This is a genomic window from Oceanobacillus sojae, assembly GCF_007991515.1.
GTDB lineage: Bacteria > Bacillota > Bacilli > Bacillales > Amphibacillaceae > Oceanobacillus > Oceanobacillus sojae.
In genome coordinates this window covers 258,339-276,454 of sequence record NZ_BJYM01000003.1, presented here as the reverse complement: position 1 = coordinate 276,454, position 18,116 = coordinate 258,339, and the positions used below count along the sequence as shown (strand labels likewise).

General features: G+C 36.6%; 15 protein-coding genes. 5 read left to right on the top strand and 10 right to left on the bottom strand.

Annotated features, from left to right (window positions below; translation table 11 throughout):
• Nucleotides 1-72: 72 nt before the first annotated feature.
• A complete protein-coding gene (glgB, locus tag OSO01_RS04965) occupies nucleotides 73-2,001 on the bottom strand; it encodes a 1,4-alpha-glucan branching protein GlgB (RefSeq protein ID WP_147209276.1) in 1,929 nt (642 codons plus the stop codon).
• Between the two features lie 44 nt (nucleotides 2,002-2,045).
• Nucleotides 2,046-3,779, bottom strand: a complete 1,734-nt coding sequence (locus OSO01_RS04960) for a phospho-sugar mutase (RefSeq protein ID WP_147209274.1) — start codon at nucleotides 3,777-3,779, stop codon at nucleotides 2,046-2,048.
• A 573-nt stretch (nucleotides 3,780-4,352) separates the two neighbouring features.
• Here OSO01_RS04960 and OSO01_RS04955 point away from each other — a divergent pair.
• Nucleotides 4,353-4,901 carry a nucleotidyltransferase family protein gene (locus tag OSO01_RS04955; protein WP_147209272.1) on the top strand — a complete coding sequence of 183 codons (549 nt, stop codon included), beginning with the start codon at nucleotides 4,353-4,355 and terminating at the stop codon, nucleotides 4,899-4,901.
• A gap of 71 nt (nucleotides 4,902-4,972) precedes the next feature.
• Here the strand turns inward: OSO01_RS04955 and OSO01_RS04950 are convergent, their stop codons facing one another.
• On the bottom strand, nucleotides 4,973-6,181 hold the full coding sequence (locus OSO01_RS04950) for an MFS transporter (RefSeq protein ID WP_246145052.1): 1,209 nt from the start codon (nucleotides 6,179-6,181) through the stop codon (nucleotides 4,973-4,975).
• 19 nt (nucleotides 6,182-6,200) lie between these two features.
• Nucleotides 6,201-6,605 (bottom strand): MarR family winged helix-turn-helix transcriptional regulator, encoded by a 405-nt coding sequence (locus OSO01_RS04945; protein ID WP_147209268.1) that lies wholly within the window; start codon nucleotides 6,603-6,605, stop codon nucleotides 6,201-6,203.
• 205 nt (nucleotides 6,606-6,810) lie between these two features.
• Between OSO01_RS04945 and OSO01_RS04940 the strand changes: the two genes are divergently transcribed.
• Both OSO01_RS04940 and OSO01_RS04935 read left to right on the top strand, forming a co-directional pair.
• Entirely contained in the window at nucleotides 6,811-8,040 is a 1,230-nt protein-coding gene (locus OSO01_RS04940) for an amidohydrolase (protein WP_147209266.1), read from the top strand.
• Between the two features lie 29 nt (nucleotides 8,041-8,069).
• Nucleotides 8,070-9,290: an amidohydrolase gene (locus OSO01_RS04935; protein WP_147209409.1), complete on the top strand. Its 1,221-nt coding sequence runs from the start codon at nucleotides 8,070-8,072 to the stop codon at nucleotides 9,288-9,290.
• Nucleotides 9,291-9,386: 96 nt separating this feature from the next.
• Here the strand turns inward: OSO01_RS04935 and OSO01_RS04930 are convergent, their stop codons facing one another.
• The 6 genes from OSO01_RS04930 to mmuM all read right to left on the bottom strand — a co-directional run bounded on the left by OSO01_RS04930 (nucleotide 9,387) and on the right by mmuM (nucleotide 17,006).
• On the bottom strand, nucleotides 9,387-10,157 hold the full coding sequence (locus OSO01_RS04930) for a response regulator transcription factor (RefSeq protein WP_147209264.1): 771 nt from the start codon (nucleotides 10,155-10,157) through the stop codon (nucleotides 9,387-9,389).
• Nucleotides 10,150-11,841, bottom strand: coding sequence for a sensor histidine kinase (locus OSO01_RS04925; protein WP_147209262.1), 1,692 nt, complete (start codon nucleotides 11,839-11,841; stop codon nucleotides 10,150-10,152). Before OSO01_RS04925 ends, OSO01_RS04930 begins: the two co-directional genes overlap by 8 nt.
• A 75-nt stretch (nucleotides 11,842-11,916) precedes the next feature.
• Nucleotides 11,917-13,575, bottom strand: coding sequence for an ABC transporter permease (locus OSO01_RS04920; RefSeq protein WP_198048606.1), 1,659 nt, complete (start codon nucleotides 13,573-13,575; stop codon nucleotides 11,917-11,919).
• Nucleotides 13,559-14,671, bottom strand: coding sequence for an ABC transporter ATP-binding protein (locus OSO01_RS04915; RefSeq protein WP_147209260.1), 1,113 nt, complete (start codon nucleotides 14,669-14,671; stop codon nucleotides 13,559-13,561). The genes OSO01_RS04920 and OSO01_RS04915 overlap by 17 nt, the downstream gene beginning before the upstream one ends.
• 88 nt (nucleotides 14,672-14,759) lie before the next feature.
• Entirely contained in the window at nucleotides 14,760-15,785 is a 1,026-nt protein-coding gene (locus OSO01_RS04910; RefSeq protein ID WP_147209259.1) for an extracellular solute-binding protein, read from the bottom strand.
• A 255-nt stretch (nucleotides 15,786-16,040) separates the two neighbouring features.
• On the bottom strand, nucleotides 16,041-17,006 hold the full coding sequence (gene mmuM, locus OSO01_RS04905; RefSeq protein WP_147209257.1) for a homocysteine S-methyltransferase: 966 nt from the start codon (nucleotides 17,004-17,006) through the stop codon (nucleotides 16,041-16,043).
• A gap of 148 nt (nucleotides 17,007-17,154) precedes the next feature.
• Between mmuM and OSO01_RS23255 the strand changes: the two genes are divergently transcribed.
• Both OSO01_RS23255 and gpmA read left to right on the top strand, forming a co-directional pair.
• Nucleotides 17,155-17,298: a hypothetical protein gene (locus tag OSO01_RS23255; RefSeq protein ID WP_156985819.1), complete on the top strand. Its 144-nt coding sequence runs from the start codon at nucleotides 17,155-17,157 to the stop codon at nucleotides 17,296-17,298.
• A 103-nt stretch (nucleotides 17,299-17,401) separates the two neighbouring features.
• Complete coding sequence (gene gpmA, locus OSO01_RS04900) at nucleotides 17,402-18,097, top strand: 2,3-diphosphoglycerate-dependent phosphoglycerate mutase (RefSeq protein ID WP_147209255.1); 696 nt, start codon at nucleotides 17,402-17,404, stop codon at nucleotides 18,095-18,097.
• The last annotated feature ends 19 nt before the right edge of the window (nucleotides 18,098-18,116 follow it).

Sequence of the window (18,116 nt, the reverse complement as noted above, 5' to 3'; positions counted from 1 at the left end):
CCTTTCAACTACTCTTCTAAATTTGTTGTAAAAAATGAAGCATGTAATTCAGCTTATATATATATTGGAAAATCACTTAGCCGCTGGTGGTTTTCTTGATACTTTAATACTCTCAGGACGCAGAATTAACGCTCCCAGCGCGGGTACAACAGTTTTTATGCGGTAAGGATACTCCTTAAAAGGAACGTCCTCTGTCAATTGATCAGGGTTATGCTCTTCCCATGTACCGCCAAATTCTTTCATTTCCGTATTCCATATTTCTTTGTAGCTTCCTTGATAGGGAACGCCGATATGAAAATCCTGACGCTCTACAGGGGTCATATTTAAAACAATAATCAGAAAATCTTTTTTCTTCTTACTTTTCCGAATAAAACTAAGCACAGAATCGTTATGATTATCTGCATCGATAATTGAAATTGTATCGTAGCTCTCTTCCAGCTCCCAAAGTGCCGGCTGTTCTTTATAGAATTGGTTCAGACTGGAAGTAAAATACTGCATATTTTTGTTGAAAGCATCATTTAAATCCTGCCATTCCAATCCTTCATCATACTTCCACTCTAAAAATTGTCCCCATTCACTTCCCATAAATAAGAGTTTTTTTCCAGGATGGGTCATCATATACGTATACATATTACGTAATTGAGCAAATTGTTTATATCTATCTCCCCACATTTTATGCATCAGACTCTTCTTTCCATGAACAACCTCGTCATGAGAAAGCGGCAGAATATAGTTTTCCTGCATCATATACATAAAGGAAAAGGTGATTAAGTTAAAATGGTCCTTTCTAAAGGCAGGATCCATCTTATAAAATTTAAGCACATCGTTCATCCAGCCCATATTCCATTTATAATCAAAGCCGAGTGCTCCCGTCTCAATTAACCCTGTAACTTGCGTATCAGATGAACTTTCCTCCGCAACCATAATAACTTCCGGATGCGCAAGTTTAACAACTGCGTTGAGCTTTTGCAGGAAATAATACCCTTCGAAGTTTCTATTTCCACCTTCATGATTTGTCTTCCATGGTCCATCATCATAATCTAAGTAAAGCATACTGGAAACTGCATCAACACGAATCCCGTCAATATGGTACATTTCCAGCCAAAATAGCGCACTTGAAATAAGGAATGACTGTACCTCCGGCCTGCCTAAATCAAAATTGATAGAGCCCCAGCGGACATTCGCTGCCCGGTCCGGGTCCTGATATTCAAATTGAGGGGTGCCGTCATACTTAGCAAGAGCATCATCATTGACACAGAAATGACCAGGTACCCAATCCACAAAAACGCCTATATTATTCCGATGGCACTCCTCTACAAAATCCTGAAACTCCTCAGGTTTACCATAATAAGAGCTTAAAGCAAAGTAGCCTATCAGCTGGTATCCCCATGATGCACCTAATGGATGCTCCATTAATGGCATGAATTCAATATGGGTATACCCCATTTCTTTTGCATAAGGAATTAATTCTTCCTTTAAATCTGCAAAAGAATAAGGGGCGCCATCTTCATGATGCTTCCAGGAGCTGGCATGTACCTCATAGATATTTATGGGCCGTCTAAAGAAATTAGAACGCTTCTTTCTGCCATACCATAAGCCGTCCTTCCATTTTTTCTGCGGAACATGATGAATGACAGCAGCATTGTCCGGACGTTTCTCAAAAACAAAGGCAAATGGATCAATTTTATAAACCTCTCTGCCATCTTCCTGGCGCACCTTATATTTATATAAATCATTTTCTGCAGGCTTTGTAGTGAATACCTCCCAATAACCATATTCTTCATTTTTCTGCATCGGCAAGGACTCATCCCAATTATTAAATGTTCCTACCAGCCATATCTGTTGTGCGTTAGGAGCCCAGACACGGAAAACAAAGCCTGTCTCCCCGTCCCGCTCTTCCTGGTGATAACCGAAAACATGCTGACTATAAAAATTTTCGCCAGTGTGAAACCTTTTTATTGCATCTTCTGTTTCCAATTCCAAATACTCATTTGTATGCATTTCTTCACCCCGCCACTCATTAAAGCTTATTCTTGAGGAGACTTTCAGCTGGTTACATTGGTTACTTCCGAAATAGCTGTTGAAAAAGCTTTTATTTTTTCCTCTGCAGCCTCTTCACTTCCTGCTTTCACACCGATATAGAACTTGATTTTAGGCTCTGTCCCGGAAGGCCGTGCCGCTATCCAGCTCTCATCCTCCAAAAAGTATTTCAATACATCTGAAGCCGGTGTGTTCAATGAGGTTACTGAACCATCAGCGTGTACTTTTTTCTGTGTTTTATAATCTTCTGTACTGACAACCTTTATTCCTCCGAAAGATTCCGGAGATTCTTCCCGCAGCTGCCTCATTAAAGAAGCTATTTTCGCTGATCCTTCTAAACCGCTCATTGTAATAGAAATTGTTTTTTCCTGATAGCAGCCATACTCAGCAAAGATTTCCTGCAATGCATCGTATAAGTTTTCATCTTTCTGCTTGTAGTAGGTAGCAACTTCAGCAATCAATACAAGCGCCTGAATGGCATCTTTATCCCTGACAAATGGTTTTACCAGATAGCCGTAGCTCTCTTCGAACCCAAACATAAATGTCTGCGATCCATCCTCCTGATATTGCTGAATTTTTTCAGCGATAAATTTAAAGCCTGTAAGCACATTGACCATTTTAGTTTGATATTTTTCAGCAATTGCTGTAGAGAGCTCACTCGAAACAATCGATTTTAATACCACAGCATTTTCCGGAAGTGTATTTGCCTCTTTCCGTGCTTTCAAAATATAATCCAGCATCAGCGCTCCAATTTGGTTACCGCTTAACACTTTATACGTTTCGTCCGGAAGCTTAACAGCGACACCCAGACGGTCGGCATCCGGATCGGTTGCCACCAGCAAATCTGCACCTTCTTTTTCACCTAAAGAAATAGCATATTCGAACGCTGAATGCTCCTCCGGATTAGGTGATTTGACAGTAGTAAAGTCAGGATCAGCGACACTTTGTTCAGGAACAAGCGAAAACCCTTTAAATCCAGCTTGCTCTAATGCTTTTTCTCCAAGCATTTTCCCTGCGCCATGCAGCGGTGTAAAGACAAGCTTTAAATCCTTCCCTTCTCTTGATACCAATTCTCTGTCAATTGTTACCGTATCTACTTCCTGCAAATAAGCATTATCCACCTCTTTACCAATTATTTTCAGAAGGCCTTTCTCTTTTGCCTCTTCTTCAGATAACACTTCTATTTGCAGAGGATTCTCTACAGAGCGGACATATTCTGTTAGCGCATCTGCATCTTTTGGAGGCATTTGTCCTCCGCTTTCCCCATAGATTTTATAACCATTATAATTTGCAGGATTATGTGATGCAGTAATCATAATTCCAGTAAATGTATTTAAATGCCTTACAGCAAAGGATAATTCAGGAGTTGGGCGCAGTGATTCAAATACATAGGACGGAATTCCATGACGCGCAAGTGTCCTTGCGGCTTCCAGAGCAAATTCAGGAGATTTATGTCTGGAATCGTAGGCAATCGCTACTCCTCTGGATTTATTCTCTTCTGTCTGACTTTCCATAAATCGGGCCAGACCTTCTGTCGCCTGTCTCACCGTATAAATGTTCATTCGATTAATTCCTGGGCCTAATATTCCACGCATGCCGGCAGTACCAAATTCTAAGGGATGTGAGAAAGCATCTTCTAATTCTGTTTCATTTTTTAAGAGACTTTCTAATTCTGTTTTGAGCTCTCTATCAAGAGCTTCTTCATTCTTCCATTGTTCATAGGTGCTTTGATATGACATAAACATTCCCCCTTCAACATTAAAAACAATGCACTTCTCTCACTGCTATTTAGAAATAACTTTATATTTTCCAGAAAATACTAGAAATTGGTACAAAAAAACATCGCTTTCCCCCATTATTATATATTGTTAATATATGGAATGGTTCTATGTTATACATGATAACATGACTGCGATGTTTACGTTTTGTTTAAAAATATTCCCTTGAAATATATTCTATTTTGCTCTCCGGCCGGTGTTTAAACTTTCTAAAAGAATCCAGTTTAAATAACAAAATATTCTAAAATCTGAAGATATAGACAAATTTCCTGCCCAGCCAGATAGTACTCATTTCTATATAACAGCAAGAAGGTTATTTGAGTTCATTATACTATAAATCCTTACAGATTTATACATTGAATTTAAGAAAAAGAGATTAATTTCATAATTTATTCATATCAATTTCAATTAGCTTATTTTAAAATGGTTTACTATTTAAATAGAATGCAGATAATCTCCATTATTATTTCATTAAATCTTCTCTAATGAATGTTATGATGAAAATAAATAACAGAAAGAAAGGAGATTAACATATTGTTATCTTCTCTAGCAAAGACAGCCGATATATTAAACGATAATAATATAGTCTGGGGACTTGGCGGCTCATTAATGCTTCATATGCACGGAATAATAGATAATCCAAATGATATTGATCTCTTAGTTTCGGAAAATCATGCTACTCTTGCCGGCAAAGTGCTGGATAATCTGGGGGAAAGAAAAGAAGCTGTTCGTTCTGCACCTTTTAAAACAGCGTTCTTTGCTAAGTATACGATAGGAAATACTTCTGTTGATTTAATGGGCGGTTTTTCTATCATACATGAGGAAGGAATTTATAAACTTGAGTTTGAGAAAAATAATATTGTAGATAGCACAAGCTTTAATGGGAAAACCATATACTTGTCATCCTTAGAAGACTGGTATGTACTATATAGTTTAATGCCAAACAGAAAAGAAAAGGTCGATCTCATTGAACAGCACTTTAATGAAAAAAGAATTGCCCATCCTGATTTGCTAATGAAAGCATTGAAACAACCTTTACCGGGACCAGTGAAAAATAAAATACATTATTATCTATCGTTATAAGATAGTTAAAAATTTAAATAAAAGAAACCTGCATTCTCTGTGCGAAATACAGAAAATACAGGTTTCTTCTTTTACTGTGCCAACGCTTGTGATTGTGCGGAGGTAGCTTTTTTGCCGTGCAAAACAGTGTATAATCCTGCTGTTGCCAGAACAACGATACCTAACACGATATAAAGCGTGCTGTACCCAATGACTGGTGCAATAAACCCAAGCAAATATGGTCCAAAGCCCAATCCTCCGTCTAAGAAGATAAAGAAGGTGGATGTTGCCAGCCCCATACGATGCGGCGGTGTCAGTTTGACTGCAATAGCCTGTGTACAGGATTGCATATTACCAAAGCCAAGCCCAATTAATACACCCGCCAGTAATAGTGTAAATCCGCTATGTGCAAAGCCTAGTACAATCATACCGATTGTAAACAGAACAAATGCAGGATACATAACAATGTTTGATCCTTTTAAATCTATTAAACGCCCGGTAAATGGACGTGAAAGTAATACAGCAATGGAATAAACAAGGAAAAATACACTTGCTGTACTTACAAGATCCAGTTCTATCGCATAGGAATTAAGGAAGGATAGCACACTGGAATAGCAAAGCGCTAAAATAAGTGTGATGATTGCAATCGGCACAGCTCTTGGCTCTACAAATTGAGCAATAAAATGCCCTTCTTCCTCTTTTTCTATAGCTTTTTCCTCCTCTGTTTCCTTAATAACTGGTATTCTCACAAAAAAGACTGTTAAGAAACTGATAACACCTATTGTTAAGCAAAGACCAAATATTCCTTGCATACTGGTGTGCTGGCTCATATATAAACCTACGAACGGTCCTAAAGCAGTGGACAGGGTGGCACTCATACTGTAGTAGCCAATCCCCTCTCCCTTCCGTTCAGCCGGAATGATTTGAGCTACAATAGTACCAGTCGCTGTGCTTGCAAAACCAAGCCCAATACCATGGATAAACCGGTTAAGAAGTAAAAAGCCGATACCAAAATTAAAGAAATATAAAGCAGTAGCCAAAATAAATATAATAACCCCGATAAACAATGTTGTTTTCTGACCAAATTTTTCAATATAACGGCCAATAAAAAGACGCCCAATCAGTGCGCCGACAATAAATATACCAACCACTAATCCAGACTCACTTGCGGATGTATTAAATTCCTCTGCTGCGTAAACTCCCATCACAACAACAAGAAGATAAAAAACAAGTGTCAATAAAAAATTAACTGCAGACACAATAATAAAATCTTTTGTCCATAACTTCGATTTGTTACTCACTACAAAACCCTTCTTTACTTTATATATTATCTTGAATCTTCATTAAAAATTGAAAAGCAGTCTGCTGCTCTTCTTCCGATAGCCCCTTAGAAATATGATGCTCCAAAGCTGTAATCTCTTCTCTGCATATTTGATAAATCCGTTTTCCTTCAGTAGTCAATTCCATGATTTTCTCTCTCCGATTGGCACTCGGGACTTCGTCAATCAAACCCAGCTCCTGTAATCGGTGAACACGTCTTGTAATACTTGGCTTTTCTACTTGGTAATAATTAGAGATATCAACCAGTGTGGAGGTTCCTTCATCTTTTAAGTACACAATAACCTGCCATAATGAATAAGAGAGCTGATATTTTTCCAGCAGCTCGTTCAGACTTTTCATTAACGGCCGGTAAATTCTTATATATTGCCGGAATAAGCCTTCCATTTACTTCCCTCCGAAAAATAATTAACTAGGGTAACTATTAACCTAGGTAACTATACAACTTATTTTTTTGTTTGTCAAGACCTTCTTTTTATGTAAACGCACACATTGAAAACACCTATTTTCTTCTTCTTTACAGATGCCTATGATAGCATAAGGTAAGAAAGAGAATAATTTCTTCTTTTAAAGAATAAAGGAGGGTTTCCTATTGAGTGCTAAAGCTTATTGGTTAACAAATGCTACACTGGAAACAGGATATCAGCTGCAGCATGGAGTAATTTCCGGTACACAGACAGATACATTTCATATCCAGATTGAGAATGGGAAAATAAAAGAAATTTTACCAGCTAAAGTATCAATTACATCTGATCTGCCTAAATATGATGCAAAGCAATATCTGATGCTCCCATCATTCAGGGACATGCATATTCATCTGGATAAAACCTATTATGGCGGGAAGTGGAAGGCTCCCACTATTCCTGAAAATGGTATTTGGACAAGGCTGCAGGAGGAGGAGAAGCTGATCCCGGAATTACAGTCTCAAGCTGCTGACAGAGCAAAGAAATTAATAGATTTACTTCTATCTGCGGGCACAACACATATTCGTTCTCACTGTAATGTCGGGCCAATCGAAGGACTGCATAATTTAGAAACCCTTCTGTGCGCCTCAGAGGACTATCAAGATAAAGCTTTTGTAGAAATTGTCGCTTTCCCGCAACAAGGCATGCTCAGAAGCAATGCAGCCAGCTTGATCCGGGACGCATTACGAAACGGTGCCGGTTATGTGGGAGGCGTTGATCCTGCCAGCATTGACGGTGATGTAGAAAAATCCTTACAAACAGTTATGGAACTTGCTGTAGAAGGAAACGCGAAAATTGATATTCATCTGCATGAAGCTGGACAATTAGGTATTTTTACAATGAAACGATTAGCGGCGCTGACAGAGGAGGCCGGCTGGCAGGGACGAGTAACACTCAGTCACGCATTTGCACTGGCCGATATTCACGGAAATGAACTTGATGAAATGGCAGAAATCCTTGCACAACAAGGCATCTCTATTGCTTCTTCTGTTTCATTATCAAAAACGATTCCTATCCCTTTCTTACATCAAAAAGGTGTCGAGGTGTTCTTAGGTGATGATAGTATTATCGATCATTGGTCGCCATTTGGGAAAGGTGACAGCTTAGAAAAAACGGGTCTGCTTGCAGAACGTTTCGGCTTAAGCGATGAACGCTCTCTTGGACAAACCCTTCAATATATTACTGGCGGTATTACACCTCTTGGCAAAGACGGTGATCAGTTGTGGCCGAAACCAGGAGATGCTGCAAACTTTGTTTTGGCAGATGCAAGCTGCTCTGCAGAAGCCGTAGCCAGAAGAGCACAAAGAAAAGCAGTGTTTTATCAAGGAAAGCAGGTTACAGGGAATTTGCACCCATAAAAAACCTATCATGGAAGGAAATGAATCGAATGCAAACAAGTCAATGGATAAAAAATGTAAAAATAGAAAAAAACTATAAAGAAGAAGATGGATATATTACTGGAACAGAAACAGAATTAACCCATCTTCTCATAAAGAACGGGAAAATTGTGCAGTTTATTTCTGCTGATCAAGTAATTACCGACAATATCCCGCAAATAAACGCAAAAGGGCTATTGGCTCTCCCTTCTTTCACCGAAAAGCATTGCCATTTAGATAAAACTTTATTAGGTGATGAATGGCGGCCTGTGATTCCGACCAAAAATATTTTCGAACGTTTCGAAGTAGAGAAAAAAGTACTGCCTACATTGGCAACAACAACTCGGGAAAGAGCGGAAAAATTGCTGAATATTTATTCTCACGCCGGTGTAACAAAAGTCCGGACACATGTCGATCTGTATCCGGAAGTAGGATTGAAGAATTTGGATGAGGTAAAAAGAGCTCTGCATAGCTTTGAAAACAGGCTGGCTTCAGAAATAGTCGCTTTTCCACAGCATGGATTACTGCGTTCCGATTCTAAGCATCTTGTAAAAGAAGCTCTCAGGCAAGGAGCCAGCTATGTCGGTGGTGTTGACCCCGCAAATGTAGACGGAGATATTGAAGCTTCCTTGCAAACAATGATTGAACTGGCTGTGGAAGCAGGGGCCGGCATTGACTTACATTTACATGATGCAGATCATTTAGGAACCTTTACCATGAAACGATTGGCAGAGTTGACCATGGAAGCTGGATTACAAGGAAAAGTATTCATCAGCCATGCATTCGGCCTTGGTGATGTTTCTCTGAATCAGGCAGAGGAGTTAGCAGAGATTCTTGCTGATGCCGGTGTCGGCATTATCAGCAGTGTTCCAAACAACCGGAAGTTTCCTCCGCTCGAACTGTTAAAAAATAAAGGAGTTGAGACAGCAGTCGGCTGTGACAATATCTTTGATGTCTGGTCTCCTTTTGGAAATGGAGATATTTTAGAACGTTTAGGCCAGTTAGCAGAAATATACCGTTGGGTTGATCAGCCTTCACTGACTCAGTCATTAGGCTACATTGCCGGTGGAATAACAACATTAACGAAAGATGGAAAGAAATCCTGGCCAAAAGTCGGTGATGAAGCAAATATTGTATTTATTAAGGCTTCCTGTTCAGCAGAAGCTGTTGCACGACGTTCCGAGCGTGTAGCAACGATGTTTAAGGGAAATATTGCTGCTGGTGAATTGTAATCATGGAACTAGATAAATAACATTTTAAAAGAGACATAACATCAAAGGGGGGTGGGTATCTCTCCTAATGTAATGTCTCTTTTTTAAATACCTTTTCTAAAACTCTTGATGTAAAAACTGCTTTGGCGGCATTCCAATATACTTTTTGAATACCTGACTGAAGTATTTATATTCACTAAAGCCTACCTCTTCTGCTACCTCATAAACTAAAACCTTATCATTTTGAAGCAATTCAACAGCTTTCAGCAGCCTGTATCTATTTAAAAAATCATTTAGACTGTAGTTTGTTTCACTTTTAAATTTGGCACTTAAAAATACATTCGAAACCCCTAAATTATCACATAAATCTTTAAAGTTTATCTTAGTGGCATAATTTTTTTTAATAAAATCAATCGTTTCTATCACATAGCTTGATGTTTCAGCAACATTAAGATTAATATTCAACAGTTCTTTATATAATAATGAATTAACTTTATAATTATCCTTCGTTTTTTTCTCCTCAATTTTAAAAATAAGATTTTTAATTACCTCTCCCAGTTCCTCCATATCTACCGGTTTTAATAAATAATCATGGACACCCAGCCTGATTGCCTGTTTCGCATAATTAAATTCATCATAACCAGTCAATATAATAGCTTCAAATTTATGATTTCCTACTGTCTCCTTCAACATTTCTATTCCATCTTTAAAAGGCATTCTTATATCCGTTATGACTATATCCGGCTTTAATTTATCTATCATTTCCTTTCCTATATTTCCGTTATCTGCACATCCCACCACTACACAGTTTAATTGTAACCAGTTCATTTTATATTGGAGACCCTTTTGAATAATAGGTTCATCTTCAACTAACAATACCTTATTCAAAATTATTCACCTCTTTTAATGGAATGTCTAAAGAAAATACACTGCCTTCATTGTAGGAGCTTTCAATTCTCAGTCCATATTTTTCACCATAAAGCAGTCTAAGTATACCCTGAGTACTTTTCAAACCAATTTGCCTGACCTCTTCTATTTCTTCGTCTTTATGATAAATTTTCTTTTTTAGACTTTCTAATTCAATTTCTTTGATACCTAAACCATTATCAATCACATTTATGACTAGATGATTACTTATCTCCTGGGCAGTTAATGTTATTTTTAAATTGTTTTTATAATCGATATTATGTTTTATCGCATTCTCTATTAAAGGCTGTAAAATAAGCTTAGGAATAGGTATGTCTAACAAATCGTTATGAATGTTAATCTTGAACTCTAATCTTTTACCATAACGCAGCTTCTGTATTTCACAATAATTTATCAAATATTCCAGATCTACCTTTAACGGAACTAACGTATTCCCGAAATTAGTGTTATATCTCATAAGCTTGGCTATTTTAACAACAATATCAGATGCATTATCAGGATTTAAAGTAATTTCATATTTAATCATTTCCAATGCGTTATATAGAAAATGCGGATTAAACTTAGCTTCTAAATGTTTAATTTCCAACAGTCTTTTCTTTTCTGTTATTTCTTCATTTTTTTGAATGAGCTCTCTAATTTCCTCTATTTTGCTCGTATACTCCTTATAAATCACATTCAACTCGTCTACAGCAGTTGATTTATTAAATATATCTTTATGATTTCCGTTAGAAATAATAGCGATTAAGGCATTCAACGGTTGTAAAGTCTTTTTAAATATTTTAGGTATAATAACTCTGGCTATCAAAAAGATAATAAAGCTGCTAATTAACATGGTCACCATACCAAATATCAAAATATTCCTATATACATTGATAATAGATAAAGTGATGATATTTAGTTGATTATTCATTGCGGGCTGTTTATTCATATAGAAGTAATTTTCATCTATTTTCACTAAATTTTGACCATTATCCACAGTGAATTTGCCAAGTGAATCAATATGATAATTGTTTGTTTTAGCAATGACATTATCATATTGGTCTGTTATATATACAAGTTGATTATCAACACTGGTATCAATAAAATCATCTATGAAAAAGATAAGATATCCTACATTCTTAGCACCGTTTGATACAGCAGTTGAAAAATAATAGGAATAGCTTCTTGATTCTCCGAAAATCCGGTTATGAATCGTCTGTTCCTTATAATGTATTTGTTTTAATTCATTAGCCAGTAATCTAAGAAATACATGATCGGAAAGAATTTCTTCATCATCCTGATGAAAGCTTGTTGACACAATTTCTTCGTTACCATTTATCAAAACAAAATCCGATGAGATATTCCGGCTGTTTTTAAATTCATATAACAATTTATTCACATACGAATCTACCTCGTTGTTTTCTAGTGCCTGAACAATCTCCTTATTTAACGAAAGTTCTTCAATACCTTCCCTATATCCTTCAAATTCCTCTGTCAGTTCATTCTCTAACGCCTCTCCCGCTTCTCTGTTAACTTTTATAACCGAATAATTAAAGACAACACACAGTGAGATTAAAAACACGAATACTAATAAGAAAATAATAATCACTGTATATTTTAAAAATGTTTTTTTCAAATAGTCTTTTATCGATTTACTCTGCTTCATGGTTAATAACTCCTGCTAATCATGATTAGATATAAAGATTGCTCCAATAATTGGAGCAACCCTTATATATCATTTCTATAAATCTACTTCCTTTTTTCCAGTGAGCTTAAAGAATATTAACAGAGATAAAATAGAAGTAACGGTTAAAACAGCCGAATATGCAGAAGCATTGCCAAAATTCCCTCTTATTACTTCTGTATAAATAGACACAGCCAAAGTTTGTGTCTCCGTTGAATATAAAATAATAGAGGCACTCAATTCTCCAAGTATGGTAACCCAGCTCATAATTGCACCGGCCAGTACTCCTGGCAGCATCATTGGAACAATTATTCGATAAAATGTTTTTGTTTCAGATGCTCCGAGACTGATAGCTGCTTCTTCAATGCTGGGGCTAATTTGGCTGATGATAGCAGTACTGGACCGAATCGTGTACGGCATTCTTCTAATGACAAATGCAATAACCATAATTAAAATTGTTCCCGTAATAAATATCGGTTCATCACTAAATGCAAAAACTAAAGCTATACCTAGTACAGATCCCGGAATGACAAACGGGAACATTGATAATGTATCTATAACAGAATTCATTAAATTCCGCTTTCGAACTGTTAAATAAGAAATAAAAATCCCGATAACAATAATGATTATAATCGCATAAAGACCCATTTTGTAAGTATTTATAATCGCATTTAAGTCCCTGTCAAAAAGAATATTTTTATAGTTTTCAAGTGAGAGCCTGCCTGTATAGACCTGACCACCCGATGTCTCTAAAAATGATGTAAAGATGACCACCAGCTGAGGTAATATCCCGATAAAGGTAATAAAATAAACAACGATATGGCTTAAAATATTTTTGGTTCCCGAAAGAGGTTCTGCCTGCATCGGCTTTAGTGCTGACATAGAATACGAATACTGTCTGGACAGAATCCTTTGTAATAAAAATAAAGTAACTGTAATTATTACAAAAATAGTTGCAATTGCAGCAGCAAAACCAGCATCACCGCCAACCTCACTTAAGAATTGCTGATAAATTAATACTGGCATGGTCCGGTACCCTTCACCAATTAACATTGGTGTTCCAAAATCTGCGATAACACGCATAAATACAAGTAATGAACTTGCTAAAATTGTTGGCATAATTAATGGGATTATAATTTTTGTCATTCTTTGAAAATTTGAATACCCAAGACTTTCTGCTGCTTCTACTAAAGAATTGTCAAGATTTTTTAATGCTCCCATGATATAAATAAACACAAGAGGAAATGATTGTAATGTCAGTACAAGAACAATTCCTGCAAAACCATAAATCCCATCAAAATTCAACTGAAATGTATCATTGATAAACTTGGTGATAACCCCACTTCTTCCCAACAGTTGAATCCAAGCGTAGGCTCCAATAAACGGCGGTGATATATAAGATACAATAACGATAATCTGAATAAATTTACTGCCAAATATTTTTATCTTTCTTAACATATAGGCTAATGGCAGTCCAATTATAACTGCCAGTATGGTACTTACAATCGTAACCTTAAAACTGTTTAATATCGTTATATAATAAAATTTCCTCTCAAAGAAATGGATAAAATGACTAAGCGTAAACGCTCCTGTTTCACTATTAAATATACCTTTACCTAATATTAAAAAAAGAGGATAAATGATAAAGGTTAACATTAGCAGAAGGATAATAACAGAGCTGATATTCCATAAATTAAACTTATTTTTGTTCATCATGACCACCTGCCTTGATTAACGTTTCCTTCGTATCGGCATGGTAGATATTAATTTTTTTACTTTTTATGTTTAAGTTAATATCTTTTCCTTCTGGTAAAATTTCTTCTTCTTCACTATCTTGAATAACCTCAACCCGCTCTCCTGAATCAAGATTTACAAAGTAATGCGTATTTAGTCCAAGAAACATGGTACTGTCAATTTCACCTTTGATACCGCTTTCTTTATTAGTGATGATAAACTCCTGGGGTCTTACAGATACTAATACTTCTTGTTTGTCCACTATTTCATCCTGCTTCAAGTTATTCATTTTTACTGAATACATATCATTTAAATGAACGTATAAACCATCCTCTTTCTTCTTAATTATACCTTTTATTATATTAGATGTTCCTATAAATTGAGATACAAAAACGTTAGCAGGACGGCTGTAGATTTCTTCAGGTTTTCCTATTTGCTGAATAATGCCTTTATTCATTACTGCGATTCTATCAGAAATAGCCAGCGCTTCTTCTTGATCATGTGTAACATACACAGTCGTTATTCCAACCTCTTGTTGAATATTTTTAATAGCATTCCGCATTTCAATTCTTAATTTTGCATCTAAATTGGATAACGGCTCATCCATTAATAATACTTTAGGATGGATAACAAGCGCTCTTGCTAATGCAATCCTTTGTTGTTGGCCTCCTGATAAGTTTTCAGGTTTTTTCGTTTTATGCTCCTCGATCCGAACTGTTTTTAAAATATCATTAATTCTTTCAGTCATTTCCTCTTTTCCAATTTTATTGACTTTTAACCCAAAAGCAATATTATCTTCTACCGTCATATGTGGGAAGATAGCATAGTTCTGAAAAACCATCCCCATCTTTCTTTTATTCACTGGAATGTGATTAATTACTTTGTCATCAATTTTAATTTGACCATCATCAATGGAATGAAACCCTATGATCATTCGTAATAAAGTTGTCTTTCCACAGCCAGATGGCCCCAGTAAAGTAAAAAGCTCTCCTTTTTGAATATCCAGAGATAGCTTATCAATAACTTTATCCTCTCCAAATTTTTTTACGACTTTATCTATATTAACGGAAACACTCACTTCATAATTACCTCCCTTAAAAGCATGAACGGTAACTTGTGATAATCTGTCGATACCACAAGTTACTTCCTAAATATTTTTGTTTATCCTAGTCTAGTGATTTTTCCAGTAAATCGACATATCTTGCGGTTATCTCATCTGTATTCTCGATAACCCACATTTCATCATATTCTTCAAATAAGTTGATTTCATCCTGAGGTACCATATAATCCGCCAGTTCAATATCTTCCCTTAAAGGTCTTACCGTTAATTCCTGACCTGCCTGCGTCTGAATTTCTTCAGAGAGAAGATAATCTACAAATTTTTGAGCATTCTCCATGTTTCCTGCTCCTTCTATAATCTGGACTGCCTGGCCAGGGAAAATAGCCCCTTCTACCGGGAAAACAACCTCAACTGATTCTCCATTTCTAATATAATGGACTACTGGATCCTCCCATGTTAATCCAACAACGTATTCTCCATCTGCAACGCCTTTATGAACCTGACCAGAGCTTCCTTGAATTTTCCCATCCAAATTGGCTATAAATTTTTCAACGAAATCCCATGCTTCATCAGATAAAGGATCTCCGTCACCTGCTGCATACAGCATCGCCATTAAAGATTGAAAAGCAGAGCTGGAATTAACGGGATCTCCAAATGCTATTTTTCCTTTTAATTCAGGATCCAGCAAATCTTCAAAGCTAGTAATCTGCCCTTCACCTCCAGTTAAATCTGTATTGACTATAAAAACAGTTGGATCAGCAAAAGCTGGAGAAAAATATCCTGTCTCATTTCTGAATTCCTCCATCATATTCTCATCTTCAGGAGACACATATTCTGCAAATAAGTCTGTTTTATCATGTAACATTGTTACATCTGCAGCCCATAGGATATCTCCTTGGGGGTTGTTTCTTTCAGATTCGACTCTTGTCACCAGCTCTCCGGTGCCTGCTGTAACGGTTTTTACTTTAATACCTGTTTCATTTTCAAAACTTGGGATAACTAATTCATTTAAGCTTTCACTTCTTGCTGTATAAACAACTAATTCCTCTCCATTTCCCGAGCTATTATTTGAACAACCTAATAATAAAAAACTTATAACTGTAAATAAAGCCATCATTTTAAGCGCTTTCATTAATTTACCTCCTGTAATGTATTTTCAACTTTATCTTAAGCGATGTTATTTTATAATTGAATCCTAAAAAAACTAAAAAACATCCTAAAATTTATTCCTTATAAAAACCGTACTTTTATAAGGAAAATGATTCCACCTAAAATACCACAGCTGCTAAAGAGCTGTGGTAAAAATAGAAAACATCATTCTGAAATATTCATCTTGTTCTCCATATAAACATTTGCTTAAGATAAAAACATGGCTTCTAAACTACTTTCATTTATCAGATATATGGTTATCATTTACTCCTCTCAATACCCTGCTGATCCCTCTGATATCCTCAGGTCCCGTCCGGCAGCAGCCTCCGATAATTCTTGCTCCTTTTTCAGCCCAGTCTGCAGCAGCCTTGTCTACATGCATATGATTATCTCCATACCATGTTTTTGTCTCTGGATCGTAATTTTCACCAGAATTCGGATAAATGATAATAGGCTTATTCGTGCAGGTCTTTAATTCCTGGACAGCATCACTGACAAATTCTGTTGTTACACAATTTACGCCAATAGCAGCAATCTTATTGCATGTATTTAAAAACTCTGCACACTCTCTTAATGCTGTTCCTTCACTGATATGTACAGCATCCTTCAGCGTAAATGTCATCCATGCTGATATATTTGGGAATTCTTTTAGTAAATCGCAGATAACTTTGGCTTCCTGAAGAGATGGAATCGTCTCAATTGCTAATAAATCTGCTCCTGCTTCAACCAAGGCTTCTATACGAGGCTTGTGAAAATCATGTAAAAGCTGATCACTTACGCCATAATTACCGACATACTCTGAACCGTCAGCCAGATAAGCTCCATATGGTCCAACAGATCCGGCAACTAATGGATAAGGTCGTACTGATTCCATTTTTTCCTGCCAATAATCCTTCCTCGCCTGCTGTGCCAGCTCTACTGTTTTCCTGATTAATGCTTTTGCTTCCGCTTCGTTTAGACCATGCTTTCTAAATCCATCTATACTGGCCTGATAGCTTGCTGTGATAGCAATATCCGCACCAGCAGCAAAATAAGCATAATGGACCTTTTTAATTTTTTCAGCCTCATCCAGCAAAACACGGGCAGACCATAAAGGATCATCCAGATTACAATCAAGTTTTTCTAATTCTGTTGCCAATGCTCCGTCTAAAATCAACGTTTCAAATTGATTCAGCAATGACTCAATTGGATTTATTTTTGTCATTCTCTGCAGCCTCCGTTCATTTTATATACTAGCTTACCGTATTTTATTACTCCTGCAAATTTATTCGGCCAGCGGGTTATTTTTTAAATACTTTAAATGATACGTTGCATCAGCTTCCTGATAAAATATCTAAAAGGAGGAGAAGTGGATGAAAATTAAATCATTTATTGATAAAGGATTAAAAAAATGGAATGACATGGAACCTCATCAGAAACAAAAGCTTAAAAAGCAAGTCAGTAAGCATGCGACCAGCAGAACGGTGAAAAAATTATTACGGAAGTTTATAAAATAAATTCCCTCCCTTCCTGTCTTTTTAGAAAATACAACTGCGCATTACGTGTAAATCATTCCTCAGAGTGGTATGTTATAAATAAAAAGATAGTGAGGGATTATATATGAAGCTTGTACTGATTAGACATGGTCAGAGTGAATGGAATCTGGCCAATCTTTTTACCGGATGGACAGATGTAGACTTAACAGACCATGGTGCTGCGGATGCAAAGCATGCAGGACAGGCATTGAAGCAGCATGGATTCCATTTCGATGTAGCTTATACATCTTATTTAAAAAGAGCCATTAAAACACTCAATTATGTATTGGAGGAGACAGACAGTTTATGGGTTCCTGTACATAAATCCTGGAAGCTGAACGAAAGACATTATGGTGCATTACAGGGATTGAATAAACAGGAAGTTGCTGAAAAATACGGAGCCGATCAGGTACATATCTGGCGCCGCAGCTTCGATGTAGCTCCACCCTTTTTAGAAAAAGAAGATGAACGTTATCCCGGACATGAAGAAAAGTATAAGGAAATACCTGAGGAGAAAATTCCTCTTGGTGAAAGCCTGGAAACAACCATTGAACGCGTTATTCCTTATTGGGAGGAAGAAATTAAACCGGCTGTGAAAGCAGGAAAAAGTGTGATTATTGCAGCACACGGAAACAGTTTAAGGGGCTTAATGAAATACCTTGAAGATATTAGTGATGAGGATATTGTAAATGTATCCATTCCTACTGGAGTTCCGCTTGTTTATGAATTAGATGACAATTTAGTGCCTGTTTCAAAATATTTTATAGATCAGGAAGAATAAATTAAAAACTTCATTCAGC